This is a genomic window from Corynebacterium sp. MSK041, assembly GCF_030232265.1.
Taxonomy (GTDB): Bacteria; Actinomycetota; Actinomycetes; order Mycobacteriales; family Mycobacteriaceae; genus Corynebacterium.
Map to the genome: position 1 here is coordinate 50,695 of NZ_JASPJK010000003.1, position 18,832 is coordinate 69,526.

Consider the following 18,832-nt stretch of genomic DNA (forward strand, 5'->3'; position numbering starts at 1 on the left):
CACCATGGCTGTCTCACCATCGGTGGCGTTTAACGACCCCCACATCAATACCATCCCCACCCGCGACGGCGCAGAAATATTCACAGCCGAGGTAGTGTCCAACAAGCTGATTGCGCCACACGTCCGTGAGATCACTTTCTATGCCCCTGAGCTGGCCAGTTTCGGCATCACAGGACCCGACGAATTCTTCGGCCTGCTCATGCCACAGCACGGCCAGGACTATACGCCGATACCGCCGCAGGCAACGGCGAACATCCGCAGCCATGTCGCGTCGTTGCCCAGCGCTACTCGTCCCGATCTTCGCTGGTACACAATCCGCCACTTGAACTGGCGTGACAACACTCTATCCACACAGATCGTCACTCACGGAGTAGACAACGTCGCCGATGCGAAAGGCCCCGGCCTACGATGGGTACTCTCCGCCACTCCCGGCGACAAGGTGGGCATTGTGGCGGCAAACGGGCTGTGGCACCGGCCGTCGTACGCCCCGTTCAATCGTGCGGAGCCGCAGCTGCTCGTCGGTGACGCAACCTCCGCCCCGTCAATCCTGGGCATTCTCGAGTTCCTCGACGAATTCCACCCTGCCGAGCTGGCTCAAACACACGTTGTTCTCGTGTCCGAATCGTCCGCCGACCATTCGCCGGAGTTCCTCGATTGGCGGCCGCGCGTGGCCAGCATGGACATCGTGTATTCCGGCTACTCCGAGCACGTCGATGCTCTACTGCAGTGCCTGACCTGCAAACTCCGTGTTGAACGCAAGTTTGACGGCATCCGCTACGTCTACGCCTGCTGCGAATCCGCGTTAGCGAAACAAGCGCGCCGGTTTGCCAAAGAAGAACTGGGACTTGCCCCGAAGAACATCTTCTGGAGTCCTTTCTGGATCCAGGGCCGCGCCCGTCCCTGACCGCACCCCCTCTGCGCACGGCAGACGATACAGCCCGCCACCACAACGCGGCAGCTCTAGTTCGTGCGGCGCTGGCGGGCGAACTCGCTGAGCACAACACCCGCGGCGACGGAGGCGTTGAGGGACTCCACCCAGTCCGCAGTGGGGATAGACATGATGACGTCGCAGTTCTCACGCACCAGGCGGGAAATGCCCTTGCCCTCGGAACCGACGACGATGACCACCGGGTCCGTCGCACCGTTGAACGTGTCCAGGGTGTGCTCCCCACCCGCGTCAAGGCCCACGACCATGTAGCCGTTGTTTTTGAACTCCTTGATCGTGCGCGTGAGATTCGTCGCACGCGCAACCGGCAGACGGGCAGCCGTGCCGGCAGACGTCCGCCACGCAACACCCGTGACCTGCACCGAACGACGCTCCGGGATGATCACGCCGTGCCCACCGAACGCCGCCGTCGAACGGATCACCGCACCTAAGTTGCGCGGGTCCGTGATGTTGTCCAGCACAACGAACATGCCGTTCTCACCGCGATCATTCACGCCAGCGATGAGGTCGAAGACATCCGCGTACTTGTACGGCTGGATCTTCAGGCCGATGCCCTGGTGGAGCGTGTTGCCGGTCATGTTGTCCAGGTCCCGGCGCGGCACCTCGTGCACCGGGATTTGGCGGGTGTTGGCAATGAGGACCGCCTCGCTCAGGCGGTCGTCGTGGCCCGTGCCATGCGCGATGATGAGAGCCTCGGCGGGCACCTTCGCGTGCAGGCACTCGATGACCGGGTTGCGGCCCACCACGAGGTCCGCTTGCTCCCGCTCGTGACGGCCCTGGTCGCGGCGCTGGCGTTCCAGCTTCCGCTTGTGGGCGGAGTGGTAGACGCGGTCCTCGGCCTTCGGTGTCGGCCCCTTGCCCGCCAGGCCACGTCGACGCTTGCCGCCGGAGCCTTTGGTGGCGCCTTTCTTGTTCTTCTTCTGCTTGTCGGGGCGCTCGTACGGTTTAGCCATTTTTCTTTATCCCTTCAGCTCCCACGTGGCACCATCTGCGGTGTCGGTGACCTCAATGCCGGCGGAGGCGAGGCGGTCGCGGACCTCGTCGGCGGTGGCCCAGTCCTTGTCTGCGCGGGCCTGAGCGCGGCGTTCCAGTTCAGCCTGGACGAGGACGTCCAGCGCCGTCTCTGCCGCACCAGAAGCACCGGAAGCGCCCGAAGACGCCCATTCGCCGGGGTCGATGCCCAGCACAGCGGTCATGGCGCGCACGGAGCCAGCAAGCGTGCGCGCCAACGCTGCGTCGCCTTCCGCGAGCGCCTTGTTGCCTGCACGGACGGTGTTGTGGATCTCTGCGAGTGCCTTGGGCACGCTGAAGTCCTCGTTCATGGCGTCGGCGAAGGCGGGAGTCCACGAGCCACGAGCCACCGAAGCGCCACCAGTAGCAGCGCGTGCCACGAAATCCTCAATACGCCGGTAACCCGCCGCTGCCTCTTGCAGCGCAGCCGGCGAATACTCCAGCACGCTGCGGTAGTGCGCGGACCCCAGGTAGTAGCGCAGCTCCACTGGGCGCACGGTCTCCAGCATGTTGTCGATCGAGAGCACGTTGCCCAACGACTTCGACATCTTCTCCCCCGCCATGGTCACCCAGTGGTTGTGCATCCAGTACTGGGCAAATCCATCGCCGGCAGCGTGGGATTGCGCTTGTTCGTTCTCGTGGTGCGGGAACTGCAGGTCAAGCCCGCCACCGTGGATGTCAAACTCAGCACCCAAGTACCACGTGGACATCGCGGAGCATTCCAGGTGCCAGCCGGGGCGGCCATCGCCCCAGGGGGTGGGCCAGCTTGGCTCACCGGGTTTCGCAGCCTTCCACAGTGCGAAGTCATGGGCGCCGCGCTTGCCGGCCACGTCGGTTTCGCCTTGTTCCATCTCCTCGACGCGGTTGCCGGACAAAGACCCGTAGTCAGAGCCTTCCGCCGCCACCCAGGCAGCAACGTCGAAGTAGACGGAGCCGTCGGCGGCGTAGGCAAACCCAGCGTCGATAAGCCGAGACATGTAGTCGACCATCTGAGTCACGAACCCAGTCGCGCGCGGCTCCACGCTCGGTGGCAGAACGCCCAGCGTGCTGTAGGCGCGTGTAAATTCGCGCTCGTGGGTGGACACCCATTCCCACCAGGGGCGACCGTTTTCGGCGGCTTTTGTGAGGATTTTGTCGTCGATGTCGGTCACGTTGCGCACAAAAGCGACATCGTAACCGGTGGCGAGGAACCAGCGGCGCACGATGTCGAAGGCCACGCCGGAACGCAAATGCCCGATGTGCGGCGAGGACTGCGGCGTCGCACCGCACACATACATCGAGACGTGCCCCTCACGGAGAGGTTCAAATTCGCGGAGAGTGCGGGTCGCGGTGTCAAAAATGCGTTGAGTCACGCGCCCCAGTTTAACTATCGCTTATCGACGAGCGCCGTCGCCACCGCCGCTCTCCCCTCCCCCGATCCCGTGAAACCCATCCCGTCGGTCGTCGTGGCGCTCACGGAGACGGGTGCGCCGAGAGCTTCGGACAGGACGCGCTCCGCTTCTTCGCGCACCGGGCCCATCTTGGGTGTTTGGCCGATGAGTTGGGCTGAGGCGTTGAGCACCGTATATCCGTTGGCAGTGACAAGCTCGCGCAACTCCGTGAGCAGCTGTACGCCGGTGACCCCTTCGTATTCTGGGCGGTCGACGCCAACGAAGCTCCCCAGATCCCCCAGCCCGGTCGCAGACAAAACTGCGTCGACGATGGCGTGGCTGACCACGTCACCGTCGGAGTGGCCTTCGCATCCGTCTACGCCTTCGAAGAGGAGGCCGGCGATCCAGCAGGGTTTGCCGGGGTCGATGCGGTGGGCGTCGAAAGCAGTACCAACGCGCAAAGTGGACAGCGGATGAGGGCTCTGAGAGTTCTTCATGCGCCCCGATCCTAGTTGGCCCTAACTTGCAGGGGCTGGCACCTTCGACGGGTCGTGGTTGAACAGGGACCGCATCCCGCCGAAGGGGTGCAGCTTGTTCGTCCTGGCGAATCCGCGTGGGGAGACCCACACCGGCGCACCACCACGCATCTCCGCGTGACCCCGGCGAGCCAGGTGTGCGTCATCGTCGTTGACGCGGTTGTGGTACCGGCACAGTGGCGCAAGGTTGTTAACGTTGGTCTCCCCGCCGTTCTTCCACGCCTTGATGTGGTGGATTTCGCACTGGTCCGCGCCCCGGCGACAGTCAGGGCTGGTGCAGATCGGCTGCGTTGCACGCGCCATGTCGCGCTGCTTCGCGTTGGCGAAGCGCTCCAGGCGGTACTGGTTCACTGCGCCTTCCGTGGGGTGGAAGACGATTGCTTCCAATTCGTTGTCCGGGTTGGCGGTGTGGGTGGTGAGGAAATCGGCGCCGGTGGTGGTGGTGCCGTCGGTAAGCCCGAGCACAACATCATCGCCTTCGCCGCGGATGATGCGCACCCACTCTGGCAACGGGATGAGCAACTGCGGCCGCGGGACGGCGTATGGCACGCCCCCGCCATCCCGGATGAGCGCCAGGAAATGCTCAAGGAGCTGTGGCGCTAAAGGCATGTCCGGATCCACCCCCTCCAGCAACGCGTATTCCAGGTCAGCGACATCACGCTCATCCGCCCAGAACACCACGCGACGCCGGCCGTGACGCGACGGTGAGATAGTCATCTTCTTCTCCGGCGGCGTATCCGCACCCGGTAGAAGTTTCCTAGCTAAGGCGAGCAGCGCCTTGTAATTGCCACGCACCGCGAGCAAAGTGAGTCGAAGCTTGTTGCGCGTCCGGTTGTTCTTGATCGGCTTGAGCTTCTTCTCAATGTGCACGAGTTTGTCGAGGCTCACCCCCTGCGCACGTGCTTTCTCCCGCGCCTGCCGTTGCTTCGACGGCGACGTGGTCGGACCGTAATACGCGTCGTGCACGAGCTTCCAGTTATTCGCAGTTGTCTGCGACATCCCGGCGTCCAGCGCGGCTTCGCGATCAAACCCCTCCAACATTTCTATTGCGCCCCCCGATAAGGCCGCGATCACAGTATTAAAGTTCATGCCCCCAAAGGTATTACCCAAAAGTGCTGCTTAACAAGGGTTTTTGAGATTTCCCACATTTTCACATTTCATGGAACCAAACAGGGGTCTAAAGCAGTCTAAGTAAGATGGGGTTTTTCACTTTCCGGGGTTGCCGGGCACGTCAAAAACAGTGGGTTCTGCCTCGTCCGTGATGCGTTGCGCCAGCACAAGGTCGATGGGAGTGGTGATTTTAAAGGCCATCGGGTCGCCCTGCACCGTGGACACAGGGACGCCGAACCATTCCATGAGGCTCGCATCATCGGTGGGCACAAAGTTCGCGCCATCACTCGAAGCAACAGCAGCGAAGTAGGCCTCATTCGCCTTCCGCAAGGTAGCCAGGTCAAAGCCTTGCGGGGTTTGGACAGCGCGCAAGTGGGAGCGGTCGGGGGTGGAGAGGACGGCCCCGGAGGCGTCGACAAGCTTGATGGTGTCGGCAACGGGCAGGACCGGAACGACGGCTGGGGCGCCACCGAGTACTCGGCGTGCAACGCGCGCGATCATGCCCGGTGGTGTCAGAGCGCGGGCGGCGTCGTGAACGAGGACCACGGCATCGCCGAAAGGCAAGGCCTGCAGGCCCGCCCACACGGAATCGGCGCGTTCGCCTGCGCCGTGGATGAACTGGACGTCATGGTCGCGCAGTAACTCACGCGCGAGTGGCTCCATGTCGGGGCTGACTAGCACACCGACGTGGTCCACGACAGCCGACGTTTCCATCGCCGTCACGGAACGTTCCAACAACGTGCGGCCACGCAGCGACACGTAGGCCTTCGGTATCTCCGCGCCAAGCCGGGTTCCGCGCCCCGCCGCCGCAACAAGCGCGACGACGCGCCGGTTCACACTGATGGTCTAGTCCTCGTCGTCGAAGCTCAGATCGTCGAGGTCGACGTCATCTTCCGCGTCGAAATCGCCCTCCGGTTTAGCCACGAGGCCCTGCTCCACGTGGCGGGCGATGATGGCCTGGATTTCTTCTTCCATGCCGGTGGCCTTGGCTTCGTCGACAGGTTCGGCGAGCGCAAGCTCACCCACGAGCACCTGGCGAGCTTTGCCCAGCATGCGCTTCTCACCCGCGGACAGGCCACGGCCCTGGTCACGGCGCCACAGGTCACGCACAACTTCCGCGACCTTATTAATATCGCCGGACGCGAGACGCTCCTGGTTGGCCTTGTAGCGGCGGGACCAGTTGCCAGCCTCCTCCACATCGGTCTCACGCAGCACAGAGAAGACCTTGCGTAGGCCCTCCTCGCCGACAACATCGCGCACGCCAACGAGCTCCGCGTTCTTAATAGGCACGCGCACCGACAGGTCAGACTGAAGAATGTTGAGCACGAGGAAGTCCAGCGTCTCCCCGCCCATCTCTCGCTGCTCAATGTCCGCAATTCGCGCCGCACCGTGGTGCGGGTAGACAACTACCTCTCCGACCTTGAAATCCATTCGCTCTCCTTCGCGCATGCTTATCGACGACTACCGCCACACGAATAACGTCCCGATTCTACCACCGGCCCCAAACAAGCACCGGGCCCCATTATGGATACCCCCGGTTGCACCCACACGCTGACCGGAAACTGTGAATAGTCGGGGAGAAAAGACTAGGCTGATACGTTGATACGCCTAAAAATTCCTACCAGGAGGACATCGACGTGAACTCCCTGAAGCCGGTTATCCGCCGCGCAGGTGCCGTCTCTATCGCAGCTGCTTCTGCTGTGCTGCTCACCGCATGCTCTGCAGGCCAGATTACTCAGACCTCATCCCAGGTCGCTGCCGTGAACGGCGCAAGTGTTCAGACTGAGGATGGATCTGTCACCGTCCACGACATCACCATTGTCTTGGAAGAAAACGGTGACGCGGCTGTGAAGTTCACCGCTTCCAACCAGGACTATGACCGCCATGAGCACGAGCTGAAGTCCGTCACCGTGAACGGCAAGCCGGTCAGCATGTCCACCCCGGATCCGATGGCCTACAACTGCTCCATCGTGGGTGATTCCGCTGCTGGTCTGCAGAACATGCCGCAGGCGGAGGACGCTTGCATCGAGTACGTGAGGACCTCGGTGGCGAATGACAACTTCGCTTACGGCGGCAACGTCCCAGTCACCTTCACGTTTGATTCCGGCACGGTTGAGGCTATGGCTACCGTTGCTGCGCCGACCGTGAAGTCCGGTGAGACGGACCGCCAGCCGGAGACGAAGCACTAAGCCACTGAAGCTGTGGTGAAGCAGCGCACCGTCCACACCTGCACTGAGTGTGGGTATTCGTCGCCGAAGTGGTTGGGGCGCTGCCCCGAGTGTGGTTCGTGGGGCACGCTCGAGGAATCGGCGGCTGCTGCAACGAGCGCCGCTGGGGGTAAAAAGGCGCGCCCCGGCATAGGCGCGAGTGCGCCGAAGGGGTTAGCGCCAGCGTCACCGGCGCAGCCCATCACGAAGATCAACGCCAGTGCTGCTGGGCGTGTGACATCGGGGATTTCTGAACTTGACCGCGTGCTCGGCGGCGGTGTTGTGCCGGGCTCTGTGGTGCTGCTGTCGGGTGAACCCGGAGTGGGCAAATCAACACTGCTGCTGGAAGTGGCTAGCCGCTGGGCGGCGACGGGGGATCGCACCGCTTTGTACGTGACCGCGGAGGAATCCGCAGCCCAAGTCCGAGGCCGCGCGGAGCGCACGGGTGGCCTGAACGAGAACTTGTACCTGGCCTCCGAGTCCAACCTGGATGTGGTGTTCGGCCACGTAGACCAGGTGAAACCCAGCCTGCTTATCGTCGACTCGGTTCAGACGATGCAGGCCGCCGGCGTCGAAGGCGTAGCCGGCGGTGTTGCGCAATCACGGGCAGTGACGGCGGCGCTGACCACCCTGGCAAAGACGACTAACTTGCCGATCTTGCTCGTCGGCCACGTGACCAAGGACGGCAACGTCGCTGGCCCCCGGGTGCTGGAGCATCTGGTGGACGTCGTCCTCGCCTTCGAAGGTGACCGGCAGACCAGCCTGCGCATGCTGCGCGGCATGAAGAACCGCTTCGGCGCTACAGATGAGGTCGGCTGTTTTGAGCAGACCGCCGACGGCATCCGCGAGGTGCCGGACCCGTCGGGGTTGTTCCTCTCCCACCGTGGGCAGACGCCGGACGGTTCGGCGGTGACCGTGGCTATGGACGGTGTGCGCCCGATCCTCGCCGAGGTCCAAGCCTTGACGGTGGATCCGGTGAACAAGTCGCCCCGCCGCGTGGTCACGGGCCTGGATTACAACCGCGTCCCCATGGTGCTCGCCGTCCTCCAAGCCCGCTGCGGGGAGCGCACCAACGACCAGGACGCATACGTGGCCACTGTCGGTGGCGTCCGTATCACGGAAACAGGCACGGATCTCGCCGTGGCACTAGCCACGTGGTCAAGCCTGCACACCACTCCCCTGCCCCCAAAAACAGTGGTCATCGGGGAAGTCGGCCTCGCCGGCGAAGTGCGCCGCGTACCCAACCTGGAGCGCAGGCTCACCGAAGCAGCCCGCCTGGGATATGAGAATGCGATCGTGCCCACGGGACTCACCAAGAAGATCCCAGGGATGCGGGTAACGCAGGTGGGGACGGTGAGGGAGGCGATTGGGGCCGTCGATAGGCAAAATGCGTAAGATCTGAAAGCTATGACCATGCGCGATGTTTTGCTGCGGCTCGCCCCTGGAACGGAACTGCGCGACGGGCTCGAACGCATCAAGCGTGGGCGCACCGGCGCGCTGATTGTGCTGGGCGACGGGCCCGAGGTGGCCGCTGTGTGCGACGGCGGCATTGAATTCGACGTCCCCTTCACGCCGACGCTGCTGCGCGAGCTATCCAAGATGGACGGCGCCGTCGTGCTGTCGGAGGACGGGACGCGCATCACGCGTGCGAATGTGCAGCTAGTGCCGTCGCCGACGTTCCATACGTCGGAGACCGGTACGCGCCACCGCGCGGCGGAACGTACGGCGCTGCACACGGGTGTGCCGGTCGTGTCGGTGTCCGGTTCGATGAACATTGTCACGGTGTACGCCGACGGGAAGCGCCACATCATCGAGGAGCCGGCGGTGCTGCTCACGCGGGCCCGCCAGGCGATCGCCACCGTGGAGCAGTACCGCATCCGCGTGGACAAGGCGAACCAGCGCCTCTTCGTGGCGGAGATGAACCGCTATGCCGCCGTCGAGGATGTCTTGCACCTGCTGCAACGTCAGCTTCTGCTGCAACGCGCCGCGCGCGATATGGACGACCAGATCGTGGAGCTCGGCACCGACGCGCGCCAGCTGCGCCTCCAGCTCACCGAGTTGCGCGGCACGATCTACCACGACATTGCCATGCTCGTGTGCGACTACCTCGTCGCGGAGGGTGCGCCGAGCAATGAGCTTATCGACGCCACCATCGACACCCTCGACCACCTCCCCGACCGCGAACTGCTGAACACGGCCACCCTCGCGCAGGTCTTGGGGCTGCCGGCGACGGAAGAAAACCTCATGGAATCGGTGACGCCGCGCGGCTACCGGGCTCTGTCGCGTATTCCGCGGGTGCAGAAATCCCTCATCGACTACCTCGTGGCCGAATTTGGCGATCTCAACGCCATCCGCGCTGCCGATGCAGAACGGCTCGCGGAAGCGAAGAATGTATCGCCCTTGTGGGCGCGCCACATCGTGGAGGGGCTGCGGCGCAACGCCTAGCGCTGCGGATTAGCGCTGCCGCCTAGCGGATGTTGAAGGTCACACCCTCCGCGTGGTTATCGCCAAGGGTCGCGGTGACCACGTAAGCACCTTCCGGCACGGCCTGACGGTTCGAGCACTGCCCCGGCGCGGAGGCCAAGCGGGACCAGGTGGCGCGGAAGTTACGGGACTCTCCGGCAGCGAAGGTCTGCTCACCGTTGATCACCGGGTCGTAACAGTCCGTGTCGCCCCACACTGGCTGGAAGCCTTCGCGGGCGATGGAGTAGACCTCAAAGCGCAGCTTGTCATCGTTGGCATCAATGACGCAGTCAGCGCCCGTCGGGTTCTTCACCTGCACGTTCAACTCAGGCTGATCCTTCGGGTCGTTGATGTCAAAGCTGGTTTTGTTGGCCTGGATGGTCAGTTGAAGGTCGCTGAGCTCGCAGGTCTTTTTCGCGGCGAGTTCTTCATCGTCGGGGTGTTCGCGGGTGGCGGTGGGATCGAAGTCCTCGTCCTTCTTCTCCGTTTCGGTGGCCGTTGCCTCAGTGGTCTCCTCGACGGCACCAGGGTCTGGTTCGGTCGGGGTGGTTACCAACGTAGTGGGCAGCGCTGTGGTGCTCGGCTCATTCTCGCTCGAACCTGAGCGCGCGAAGGACGTGAGCGCCCACACCAGCAAGGCCACCACCGCCAAGACGATCACCAGCGCGGCAACACGGCGACGCATGTAAATCTGCTCGGGCAGACGGGCCGAGCGTTCCGCCCCGCGCTCCTCGAAGGAATCTCCGTAGGAATCTCGCGGGGTACGTGATGTTCGTGGGGTTCGCGGCTGGTAGGTCACACCGCGATCCTAACCCGCAAAATGCTCCTCGACGCTTGTGACGCGGCCATCTTCAAGCCTATATCTTGCGGCAACGACCCCCAGGGAGCCGTCGGCGATCCTCGCCTGCACCGGCGGGATGCGGTGAACGAGGTGTTCAGCGGTCTCTGCAGCATGGATTTCTTCGATGGCGGAGCGTTCATCATGCCCGTCGTGCTTCGCGCGGATGACGCTGGGGGCAATCTTTTCCACGAACACTCGCGTCAGATCGGACGGCAAATCCCCCTCCTCGAAGGAGGACACTGCTGCACCAATGGCCCCACACTCTTCGTGGCTCAGCACGACGATGAGGGATACACCCAACGTAGTCACCGCGAACTCCAACGAGCCGGTCACAGCGGCGTCGACGCAGCCGCCGGCGGTGCGGACGACGAAGAGGTCGCCCAGGCCGGCGTCGAAAAGCATCTCGACGGGCACCCTTGAATCTGAACACGCCAGCACCGCCGCGAATGGCGCCTGGCCCGAGCGAAGTTCCTCCCGGCGCGACGCCCCGGAATGCGGATGGACGGATGTGTCGGTGGCGAAACGCTGGTTGCCCTCAAGCAGGTGGGTCCACGCGTCCCGCGGAATAGTCCTAAACGCCATGGCCACTATTGTTGCATGTACTGTGATTGATCCTTCTATTGTCTCTGCTTGGTTTGTTGCGAACGCCCGTGATCTGCCGTGGCGTAAGCCGGGAACGAGCCCGTGGGGTGTGCTGGTCAGCGAGGTAATGAGCCAGCAAACCCCGGTCGCTCGCGTTGCCCCGCAGTGGGAAGAGTGGATGAGGCGCTGGCCAACCCCTGCGGATCTAGCGGCGGCGCCAACAGCGGAGGTGCTGCGAGCGTGGGGCAGCTTGGGGTATCCGCGCCGCGCGTTGAGGCTGAAGGAGTGCGCTGCGGAGATCGCGGAGAAGCATGGCGGGACAGTGCCATGTGAGGTGAGTGAGCTTTTGGAGCTGCCGGGGATTGGGGATTACACGGCGCGCGCGGTGGCGGCGTTCGCGTTTGCGCAGGCAGTGCCGGTGGTGGATACGAACGTGCGGCGGGTGTATGCGCGGGCCGTGCTCGGGCGGCCACTGGCGAAGCCGCAGAAGGCAGAGTTGGAATGGATCGCCGCGTTGCTGCCGGAGGAGGATGCGCACGTGTTCTCGGCCGGGCTCATGGAGCTGGGCGCGCTGGTGTGCACTGCGACGCAGCCGGCATGTGGGTCGTGTCCGCTCGCGGACTCGTGCGCGTGGCTCGCCGCCGGTTCCCCACCACCGACCGCGGAAGAGCTAGCCGGCAAGAAGGTGCAAAAGTTCGAGGGCACCGACCGGCAAGTGCGCGGCAAAATCATGAAAGTGCTGCGCGAGGCACCCGAGCCAGTGCCGCAAGAAGCCATCGACGTGGTGTGGCCCGACGCCCCGCAACGTTCGCGGGCGCTCTATTCATTGCTCAAAGACGGCCTCGCCGTCCAGAACGCTGACGGGCACTTCCACCTGCCGTAGCTACTTCCAGCGCCCCCGGTACGTCATCCCACCAGGCAAGTTCACCCACACTCCGCCACGGGAGTTAAAGGTCACCGGCCCCACCTTTGTGGACACGGACGCCCCGGAACCGGAGATGTTGATCCACGAGTTCTTGCCCAGTTTCTTCTTATCGCGGTACATCAAACCCATAACTTCAAAATCTTAGATCACCCGCCGCGAAAAAGATGCTCGGCTCGAACGGCCACGAAAAAGCGGGGGCTACTTTAGGATTCACTCATGCGTAACCCCGTGTCTCGTTTCTCCTGTTGGGCGGTAGCAGCCGTCATGGTCTTTGTGGCCAGTGGGCAGCCTGCTGGTGCGCAGTTAAGCGTCGATAAGCTGCAAGGTGTCTTGGCTCATGCCGCGAACCCCCCTGATAAGCCCCTGCTCAAGCAGTATGACCCGTTCTATGACGACCCGGTTCCGGCAGAGCAGCTCGATCGCCCCGGAAAGCTCCTGCGCACCCAGCCGGCGCCGCACCTGCTGAACTTGCTCGGTCCAAACTTCCCCGGATATGCGCAACGGATTTTGTATACCTCCACCACGGTGGATGGGCGCATCGTGCCGGTGTCGGGCTACATGATTGAGCCCGCAAATCCGTGGCAAGGCGCCGGACCCACCCCGACCGTGGTGTTCGGCCCCGGTACGCGCGGCGCGGGTGACGGGTGCGCCCCTTCGCGCGGCCCATGGATGATGGGGCAGATCGACCCAGCACAGCCCGCCGTGGGCACGAACTACGAGAACCTGCATCACCAGGCCGCCGCGCTGATGGGCATGCGGGTTGTTGTCTCTGACCTCATCGGCTTGGGCACACCCGGCGCGCATACATACGTGCTACACACCGAAGAAGGCCACGCGCTTATCGACGCCGCCCGTGCCACCACCCAACCCCACCACCCCGTCGGTTTCTGGGGCTACTCGCAAGGCGGAGGTGCCTCGGCTGCTGCAGCGGAACTCGCCCCCAGCTACGCGCCGGACCTCAACGTCAAGGGCGCTTTCTCCGGCGCGCCACCTGCGGACCTAGTGGAGACGATGCGCGGGGTGGACCAATCCTCTATCCTCGCCGTGGTTGGCTTCGCCCTCAACGGCTGGACGGAGCGCTACCCGGAGTTCCAGCCGGCGTTGGACGCGAATTTAAGTCCACGCGGCCGCGAGTTCCTCAACTCCACGCGTGATGCGTGCATGGCGGATAGTGCGGTCCGGTGGGGTTTCCAGGACTCGCGGACGTTTACCGCGTCGGGTGAGCCGATGGTGGATGTGCTCACCCGCGACCCAGCGATCCGCCGCAAGCTCGATGAGCAGAAGCTTGGTCAGCGCGCCCCGCAAGCCCCGGTGATGGTGTCCACGCTTGGCGGTGACCAGCTCGTGCCCACGTCGCAGGTCATCCAGCTTGCACGCGACTACTGCACTGCGGGAGCCAACGTCACTTTGCTTGACGACGCCGTCCCCGCCCTCACCCCTCCCCACAAAATCGGCCTCAACCACGCCATCGGCGTGTTCGCCCACTCTGCCCCGTCCCTGATGTGGCTGGTAGACCGCTTCAATGGGGTGCCCAACGCGTCTAACTGCGGCAGCTTCTAGCCAGGGAAACTTCTAACTGGAGGAACAGCGCGCGCCGCCATAAACAGTTCTTCACGTCATTTTTGGCGCAGAGATAAACCCCGCCGGCTTCCCTCAGCAGTTCGTTGAGGAAGGTGGCGGGGTCTATTAGCAGTTAGCGCTGCTCCGAGTCCGAGTGGTCCGGGCGGTCCAGCACCGCGGTGCCCGGCGCGCCATCAGTCTCCGGGCCAGCTTCCGGTTCGATCTCTGGGTCTGAGTCTGGGCCAGTGCTCGGGCCGCCATCTGGGCCGCCGTCAGCATCACCGTCTTCGTCGCTATTAGCTGGCGGAGTGGTGTCGCGGACAGAGGCGATGTCGCGGACCTCTTCCTCGTCCAGGTCACCGAAGGTGTCGGCCGGGAGTGGCTTCGGCTTCGGGGTGAAGGTGAACTCGGCGTTTTCGTAGTCGCGTGGGTTGTCGGTCTTGCCGTCCCAGTTCTTCACACCGACCTCGATGATCTCGCCGGCACCGATCTCGCCGAAGAGGATCTTCTCCGACAGCACGTCTTCGATCTCGCGCTGGATGGTGCGGCGCAGCGGGCGGGCACCAAGGACAGGGTCGAAGCCACGGGTGGCAAGGAGGTTCTTGGCGTCGCTAGAAAGCTCAATGCCCATGTCTTGTGCGGCGAGGTTCTTCTCCAGGCGACCTGCGAGCAGCTCGACCATCTGAACGATCTGCTCTTGGGTGAGCTGGTGGAAGACCACGATCTCGTCGATACGGTTGAGGAACTCGGGGCGGAAGTGCTTCTTCAGCTCGTCGTGCACCTTCTGCTTCATGCGCTCATACTGCGCATCGGAGTCGGTGGCGTTGGAGCCACTGAAGCCCAGGCCGACAGCCTTGGAGATGTCAGAGGTACCCAGGTTCGAGGTGAAGATGAGCACCGTGTTCTTGAAGTCCACCATGCGGCCCTGTCCGTCGGTGACATGGCCTTCTTCGAGTACCTGGAGGAGGGTGTTGTAGATCTCTTTGTGGGCTTTCTCGATTTCGTCGAAAAGCACGACGGAGAATGGCTTCCGGCGAACCTTTTCGGTGAGCTGGCCGCCCTCCTCGTAGCCGACGTATCCCGGAGGGGCGCCGAAGAGGCGGGAGGCGGTGAAGCGGTCGTGGAATTCGCCCATGTCCACCTGGATCAGGGAGTCCTCGTCGCCGAAGAGGAACTCGGCGAGCGCCTTGGACAGCTCCGTCTTACCCACACCGGACGGGCCGGCGAAGATGAAGGAACCGGACGGGCGCTTCGGGTCCTTCAGCCCCGCGCGGGTGCGGCGGATGGCGCGGGAGACGGCGCGGACTGCTTCGTCTTGGCCGATGATGCGCTTGTGCAGCTCGTCCTCCATGTGCAGGAGGCGGGAGGACTCGGACTCGGTGAGCTTGAACACTGGGATGCCGGTCCAGTTGGCCAGCACGTCTGCGATTTGCTCCTCGCCGACCTCAGCGATGTCCTCCAGCTCGCCGGTGCGCCACTTCTTTTCCTTTTCCGCCCGCTCTTCGCCGAGCTTGCGTTCGGTGTCGCGCAGGCCAGCAGCCTTCTCGAAGTCCTGGGCATCGATCGCGGCTTCCTTTTCGCGGCGCACCTCTTGGATGCGGTCATCGACTTCGCGCAGGCCTTCCGGCTGGGTCATGCGCTTGATGCGCATGCGGGCGCCAGCTTCGTCGAGAAGATCGACGGCCTTGTCCGGCAGGAAGCGGTCGTTGATGTAGCGGTCCGACAAGTTCGCGGCAGCTGCCAAGGCGTCATCAGTGTAGGAGACGCGGTGGTGCGCCTCGTAGCGGTCGCGCAGGCCCTTGAGGATCTGGATGGTGTCTTCCACACTCGGCTCATCCACCTGCACCGGCTGGAAGCGGCGCTCGAGGGCGGCGTCCTTCTCAATGTGCTTGCGGTACTCATCCAGGGTGGTGGCACCGATGGTCTGCAGCTCACCGCGGGCCAGCTTGGGCTTGAGCAAGGAGGCAGCGTCGATAGCTCCCTCCGCAGCGCCGGCACCGACGAGGGTGTGGATCTCGTCGATGAACAAGATGATATCGCCGCGCTGGTTGATCTCCTTGAGCACCTTCTTCAGGCGTTCTTCGAAGTCACCGCGGTAACGCGAACCCGCGACGAGGGAGCCGAGGTCCAGCGAGTAAACCTGCTTGTCCTTGAGGGTCTCCGGCACGTTGCCGTTAGCGATGTCCAGTGCCAGGCCTTCCACCACCGCGGTCTTACCCACGCCGGGTTCACCGATGAGCACCGGGTTGTTCTTGGTGCGGCGGGAGAGAACCTGCATGATGCGCTCGATTTCCTTGTCGCGGCCGACGACCGGGTCGAGCTTGCCTTCCTTGGCAGCAGCGGTGAGGTTGCGTCCGAACTGGTCAAGCACGAGCGAGTTGGAACGCTCGCCGCCACCGCGCGGGCCCCCCATGCCGCCGATGCTCGGGCCTGCACCAGCGCCGGTCATGCCAGAAGCCTGCGGGCCTTCGGGGCTTTCGGGGTTCTGGCCTTCGCCACCCTCGTAACCAGACAGCAGCTGGATGACCTGCTGGCGCACGCGTGGGAGGTCAGCGCCCAGCTTGGTCAGCACCTGCGCAGCCACGCCTTCACCTTCGCGGATAAGGCCAAGCAGCAGGAATTCGGTGCCAATGTACTTGTGGCCCATCTGCAGACCTTCTCGCAGGGAAAGCTCCAGGACCTTCTTCGCGCGCGGGGTAAACGGCACGTGACCGGTGTGCGGCTGGGTGCCGCGGCCGATGATCTCTTCGACTTCCCGGCGGACGTCGTCAAGGTTAATCCCCATGGATTCGAGGGCCTTGGCGGCAACGCCTTCCCCCTCCTGGATCAGCCCGAGCAGGATGTGCTCAGTGCCGATGTAATTGTGGTTCAGGTCGCGCGCTTCTTGCTGGGCCAGCACGATGACGCGCCGTGCACGGTCAGTAAACCGCTCGAACATGTGGCTACCCCTTTATTGGCTAAATGAAATCGTTCCACCCACCATAACGCGGGGTCGTCGGAACACTTCCCACGCTTCTGCACGGAAAAGCCATAATCCCAGCTAAAGGGCATGTTCGCCAGTAGCGAACACCCTTTTTGGTGCGGTTTTACAGCAGGGCGTGCAGCCCCGGATCAGCCAGGGCGAGGGCAGCGGCGCGCGCGTCGTCCGCAGTCCGCGCGGCAAGAGCATGTTCGGCCATCTGCTGGCAGGTGTTCAGGTCGTGCAAAAGCAGCGCCGCGCGCACAGCGGGAATGTTCGCCGACACCATGGACAAGGACGTCACGCCAAGCCCCACGAGCACGAGCGCGAAGAGCGGATCACCGCCAGCCGCGCCGCACACGCCGACGGGAACACCGTTCGCACCACGACACGTCGCATGCATGAGCGCCAGCACCGCTGGTTGCCACGGGGACAGCAGCGACGGCCCAGCCAATCGGTCCGCCGCCATGGTGAACTGCGCCAAATCGTTCGTGCCTATCGACGCAAACTCCGCCACCCCCAACAACTCCCCCGCACAGATCGCCGCGGCAGGGGTCTCCACCATGATTCCGGCCCGCGGGAGCCCGGCCTTTTTCGCCTTATCGACGAACCACTCAACCTCCCCCACCTCCCCCACCATCGGCGCCATCACCCACAGGTCCGCCTCCGGCACCGCTGCGTGCGCGGCGGCAAGAGCCGCGAGTTGGTCGTCCATGAGGCCTTCCTGCACACGGGTCAAGCGGATACCGCGACGACCGAGCGCTGGGTTCTCCTCAGAGCCAGAGTCAACGAAGGCCAAGGGCTTGTCCGCACCCGCGTCGAGGGTGCGCACCACCACCGTGCGCGCACCAAACGCGCGCAGGACCTCGGTGTAGGCCTCCGTTTGTTCGGCAACGCTGGGGGCTTCTGCCCGGTCAAGGAAAAGGAATTCGGTGCGGAACAGACCCACGCCTTCAACATCCGTGTCAGCTACCGATGCAACATCGGCCGGGGTGCCAATGTTGGCCATGAGCTTCACCGGATGCCCATCTTTCGTGGCTCCTGGTCCGGCCGAACCAGCCAGTGCAGTCGCGTGGCGCGCAGACCGGTCACGCAGCTCAGCGATGTCATGAAGGGTCGGCGCGAGGATGACGGTGCCGGTGGTGGGGTCGAGGGCGATGGGAGTGCCACGGTCAAGCAAACCATTTATGCCAGCAACTTGGACGATCATAGGAATGCCGAGCTGAGCTGCGAGAATCGCCGTGTGCGACGTGGTGCCGCCAGCTTCGGTGACCAGGCCGAGGACCATCGTTGGGTCGAGCGTCACGATGTCGGCGGGCGCGAGGTCCCGTGCGACGAGGATGGATGGGCGGCCGAATGCCGGAATTCCCGGCTCCGGCAGGTCGCGCAGGTGGGCGATGGCGCGGTCACGGATGTCGTAGAGGTCTGTCACGCGCTCAACCATGCGGCCGCCGAGGCTGCGGAGCTTCTGTGCGTAGACCTCCACCGCGGCATGCACGGCAGCGGTGATGCCGGCACCGGCGGCGAGCTCCACATCGACACCTTTGATCAGCGCGCGGTCCTGCGCCAATGCTGCGGTTGCCTCAAGGATCGGAGCAGCCTCCGGGGCGTGCTCCGCGCGCGCGAGCATGCCGGCAGCGACAGCAGCGAGGGCCGCGCGCACCCGCTGACCATCGGCTTCCGCGTCGGTGCAAGCTGGTTCGTGCGGGTCAACCCCCGCGGCGGGAGCGACGACCACGGCGGGGCCAACTACAGAAGCACCAGCCACACCAACGCCGTGAAGGACATGCCTATCAGCCATGCGTGTTCCTTTCCCGGCCCCCTAGCAGGGATCGTGGAAATCGCCAGAGTTGTTCAAAGTTCGGCCGTTGCCACCATAGCGGGCTTTCGCCGCGCACATCCCCGCTTCATCGGAACCAAAATCAAGGTAGACGGGATAGATCAGATTCCCATCGACGCTTTTACGCAGGGAGGAACACTGCCCCGGGACGGTGAACTCTTTATCGGCGGGGCTGCCGGTGAGCACGGCTTCGGCAAGGTGGTTGTAGGTCTCTTCAGCGCCGTGTTCGTCGATGACAGACATGAGAATCAGGATGTTGCGCCCGTCGCATGCCGGAAATGAGGCTTCTTTCGAGGCCCCATCACGGGTAACCGCCGCAATAAAGTCATCACTCTTGCTTATCGACGACGCCGTCGTGGTCGTCGACGTCGTCGGCACCAGCGTCATCTCTACTTCCTCCAGCCCCTCACTGGAGCAGGCGGTCACACCCGCGGCCAGTGCGAGCATGGTAAAGCCACCGGTCCAGCGAGTCAGACGCATAA

18 protein-coding genes are annotated in these 18,832 nt (G+C 63.8%); 6 read left to right on the forward strand and 12 right to left on the reverse strand.

Annotation, left to right across the window (positions count from 1 at the left end; translation table 11 throughout):
- The first annotated feature begins 4 nt into the window (after positions 1 to 4).
- On the forward strand, positions 5 to 904 hold the full coding sequence (locus QP968_RS04190) for a siderophore-interacting protein (protein ID WP_284855156.1): 900 nt from the start codon (positions 5 to 7) through the stop codon (positions 902 to 904).
- A 56-nt stretch (positions 905 to 960) separates the two neighbouring features.
- On the opposite strand, the gene rlmB is transcribed toward QP968_RS04190, so the two are convergent.
- The 6 genes from rlmB to QP968_RS04220 all read right to left on the reverse strand — a co-directional run bounded on the left by rlmB (position 961) and on the right by QP968_RS04220 (position 6,404).
- Positions 961 to 1,899: a 23S rRNA (guanosine(2251)-2'-O)-methyltransferase RlmB gene (gene rlmB / locus QP968_RS04195; RefSeq protein ID WP_284855157.1), complete on the reverse strand. Its 939-nt coding sequence runs from the start codon at positions 1,897 to 1,899 to the stop codon at positions 961 to 963.
- Positions 1,900 to 1,905: 6 nt separating this feature from the next.
- Entirely contained in the window at positions 1,906 to 3,309 is a 1,404-nt protein-coding gene (gene cysS / locus QP968_RS04200; RefSeq protein WP_284855158.1) for a cysteine--tRNA ligase, read from the reverse strand.
- Between the two features lie 14 nt (positions 3,310 to 3,323).
- Positions 3,324 to 3,824, reverse strand: coding sequence for a 2-C-methyl-D-erythritol 2,4-cyclodiphosphate synthase (gene ispF, locus QP968_RS04205; protein WP_284855159.1), 501 nt, complete (start codon positions 3,822 to 3,824; stop codon positions 3,324 to 3,326).
- 21 nt (positions 3,825 to 3,845) lie between these two features.
- Positions 3,846 to 4,952, reverse strand: coding sequence for an HNH endonuclease signature motif containing protein (locus QP968_RS04210; protein WP_284855160.1), 1,107 nt, complete (start codon positions 4,950 to 4,952; stop codon positions 3,846 to 3,848).
- Between the two features lie 117 nt (positions 4,953 to 5,069).
- Positions 5,070 to 5,810, reverse strand: coding sequence for a 2-C-methyl-D-erythritol 4-phosphate cytidylyltransferase (gene ispD / locus QP968_RS04215; RefSeq protein WP_284855161.1), 741 nt, complete (start codon positions 5,808 to 5,810; stop codon positions 5,070 to 5,072).
- Between the two features lie 9 nt (positions 5,811 to 5,819).
- A complete protein-coding gene (locus tag QP968_RS04220; protein ID WP_284855162.1) occupies positions 5,820 to 6,404 on the reverse strand; it encodes a CarD family transcriptional regulator in 585 nt (194 codons plus the stop codon).
- A gap of 206 nt (positions 6,405 to 6,610) precedes the next feature.
- Between QP968_RS04220 and QP968_RS04225 the strand changes: the two genes are divergently transcribed.
- From QP968_RS04225 to disA, 3 genes are read left to right on the forward strand one after another with little or no spacing between them, the layout of a single operon-like run.
- Complete coding sequence (locus tag QP968_RS04225; protein ID WP_284855163.1) at positions 6,611 to 7,162, forward strand: hypothetical protein; 552 nt, start codon at positions 6,611 to 6,613, stop codon at positions 7,160 to 7,162.
- Between the two features lie 12 nt (positions 7,163 to 7,174).
- Positions 7,175 to 8,575, forward strand: coding sequence for a DNA repair protein RadA (gene radA, locus QP968_RS04230; protein ID WP_284855164.1), 1,401 nt, complete (start codon positions 7,175 to 7,177; stop codon positions 8,573 to 8,575).
- Between the two features lie 12 nt (positions 8,576 to 8,587).
- Positions 8,588 to 9,625 carry a DNA integrity scanning diadenylate cyclase DisA gene (gene disA / locus QP968_RS04235; RefSeq protein ID WP_284855165.1) on the forward strand — a complete coding sequence of 346 codons (1,038 nt, stop codon included), beginning with the start codon at positions 8,588 to 8,590 and terminating at the stop codon, positions 9,623 to 9,625.
- A gap of 22 nt (positions 9,626 to 9,647) precedes the next feature.
- Here disA and QP968_RS04240 read toward each other — a convergent pair whose 3' ends face one another.
- Both QP968_RS04240 and QP968_RS04245 read right to left on the reverse strand, forming a co-directional pair.
- Positions 9,648 to 10,442 carry a hypothetical protein gene (locus QP968_RS04240; RefSeq protein WP_284855166.1) on the reverse strand — a complete coding sequence of 265 codons (795 nt, stop codon included), beginning with the start codon at positions 10,440 to 10,442 and terminating at the stop codon, positions 9,648 to 9,650.
- Between the two features lie 9 nt (positions 10,443 to 10,451).
- Positions 10,452 to 11,066: a carbonic anhydrase gene (locus tag QP968_RS04245; protein WP_284855167.1), complete on the reverse strand. Its 615-nt coding sequence runs from the start codon at positions 11,064 to 11,066 to the stop codon at positions 10,452 to 10,454.
- On the opposite strand from QP968_RS04245, the gene QP968_RS04250 reads away from it, so the two are divergent.
- Positions 11,065 to 11,949: an iron-sulfur binding domain-containing protein gene (locus tag QP968_RS04250; protein ID WP_284855168.1), complete on the forward strand. Its 885-nt coding sequence runs from the start codon at positions 11,065 to 11,067 to the stop codon at positions 11,947 to 11,949. The two genes, QP968_RS04245 and QP968_RS04250, sit on opposite strands and share 2 nt — an antisense overlap.
- Here QP968_RS04250 and QP968_RS04255 read toward each other — a convergent pair whose 3' ends face one another.
- On the reverse strand, positions 11,950 to 12,120 hold the full coding sequence (locus QP968_RS04255; protein ID WP_284855169.1) for a DUF4236 domain-containing protein: 171 nt from the start codon (positions 12,118 to 12,120) through the stop codon (positions 11,950 to 11,952). It lies immediately after the preceding gene.
- Positions 12,121 to 12,207: 87 nt separating this feature from the next.
- Here QP968_RS04255 and QP968_RS04260 point away from each other — a divergent pair, with 87 nt between their 5' ends.
- The gene (locus QP968_RS04260; protein ID WP_284855170.1) at positions 12,208 to 13,551 is read left to right on the forward strand and encodes a lipase family protein; all 1,344 of its coding nucleotides are present in this window, start codon (positions 12,208 to 12,210) and stop codon (positions 13,549 to 13,551) included.
- Positions 13,552 to 13,684: 133 nt separating this feature from the next.
- Here the strand turns inward: QP968_RS04260 and QP968_RS04265 are convergent, their stop codons facing one another.
- The 3 genes from QP968_RS04265 to QP968_RS04275 form a co-directional block, all read right to left on the reverse strand.
- The gene (locus tag QP968_RS04265) at positions 13,685 to 16,489 is read right to left on the reverse strand and encodes an AAA family ATPase (RefSeq protein WP_284855171.1); all 2,805 of its coding nucleotides are present in this window, start codon (positions 16,487 to 16,489) and stop codon (positions 13,685 to 13,687) included.
- A 148-nt stretch (positions 16,490 to 16,637) separates the two neighbouring features.
- Complete coding sequence (locus QP968_RS04270; RefSeq protein ID WP_284855172.1) at positions 16,638 to 18,311, reverse strand: phosphoenolpyruvate--protein phosphotransferase; 1,674 nt, start codon at positions 18,309 to 18,311, stop codon at positions 16,638 to 16,640.
- Positions 18,312 to 18,332: 21 nt separating this feature from the next.
- Positions 18,333 to 18,830, reverse strand: a complete 498-nt coding sequence (locus QP968_RS04275) for a hypothetical protein (RefSeq protein WP_284855173.1) — start codon at positions 18,828 to 18,830, stop codon at positions 18,333 to 18,335.
- Positions 18,831 to 18,832 lie beyond the last annotated feature (2 nt).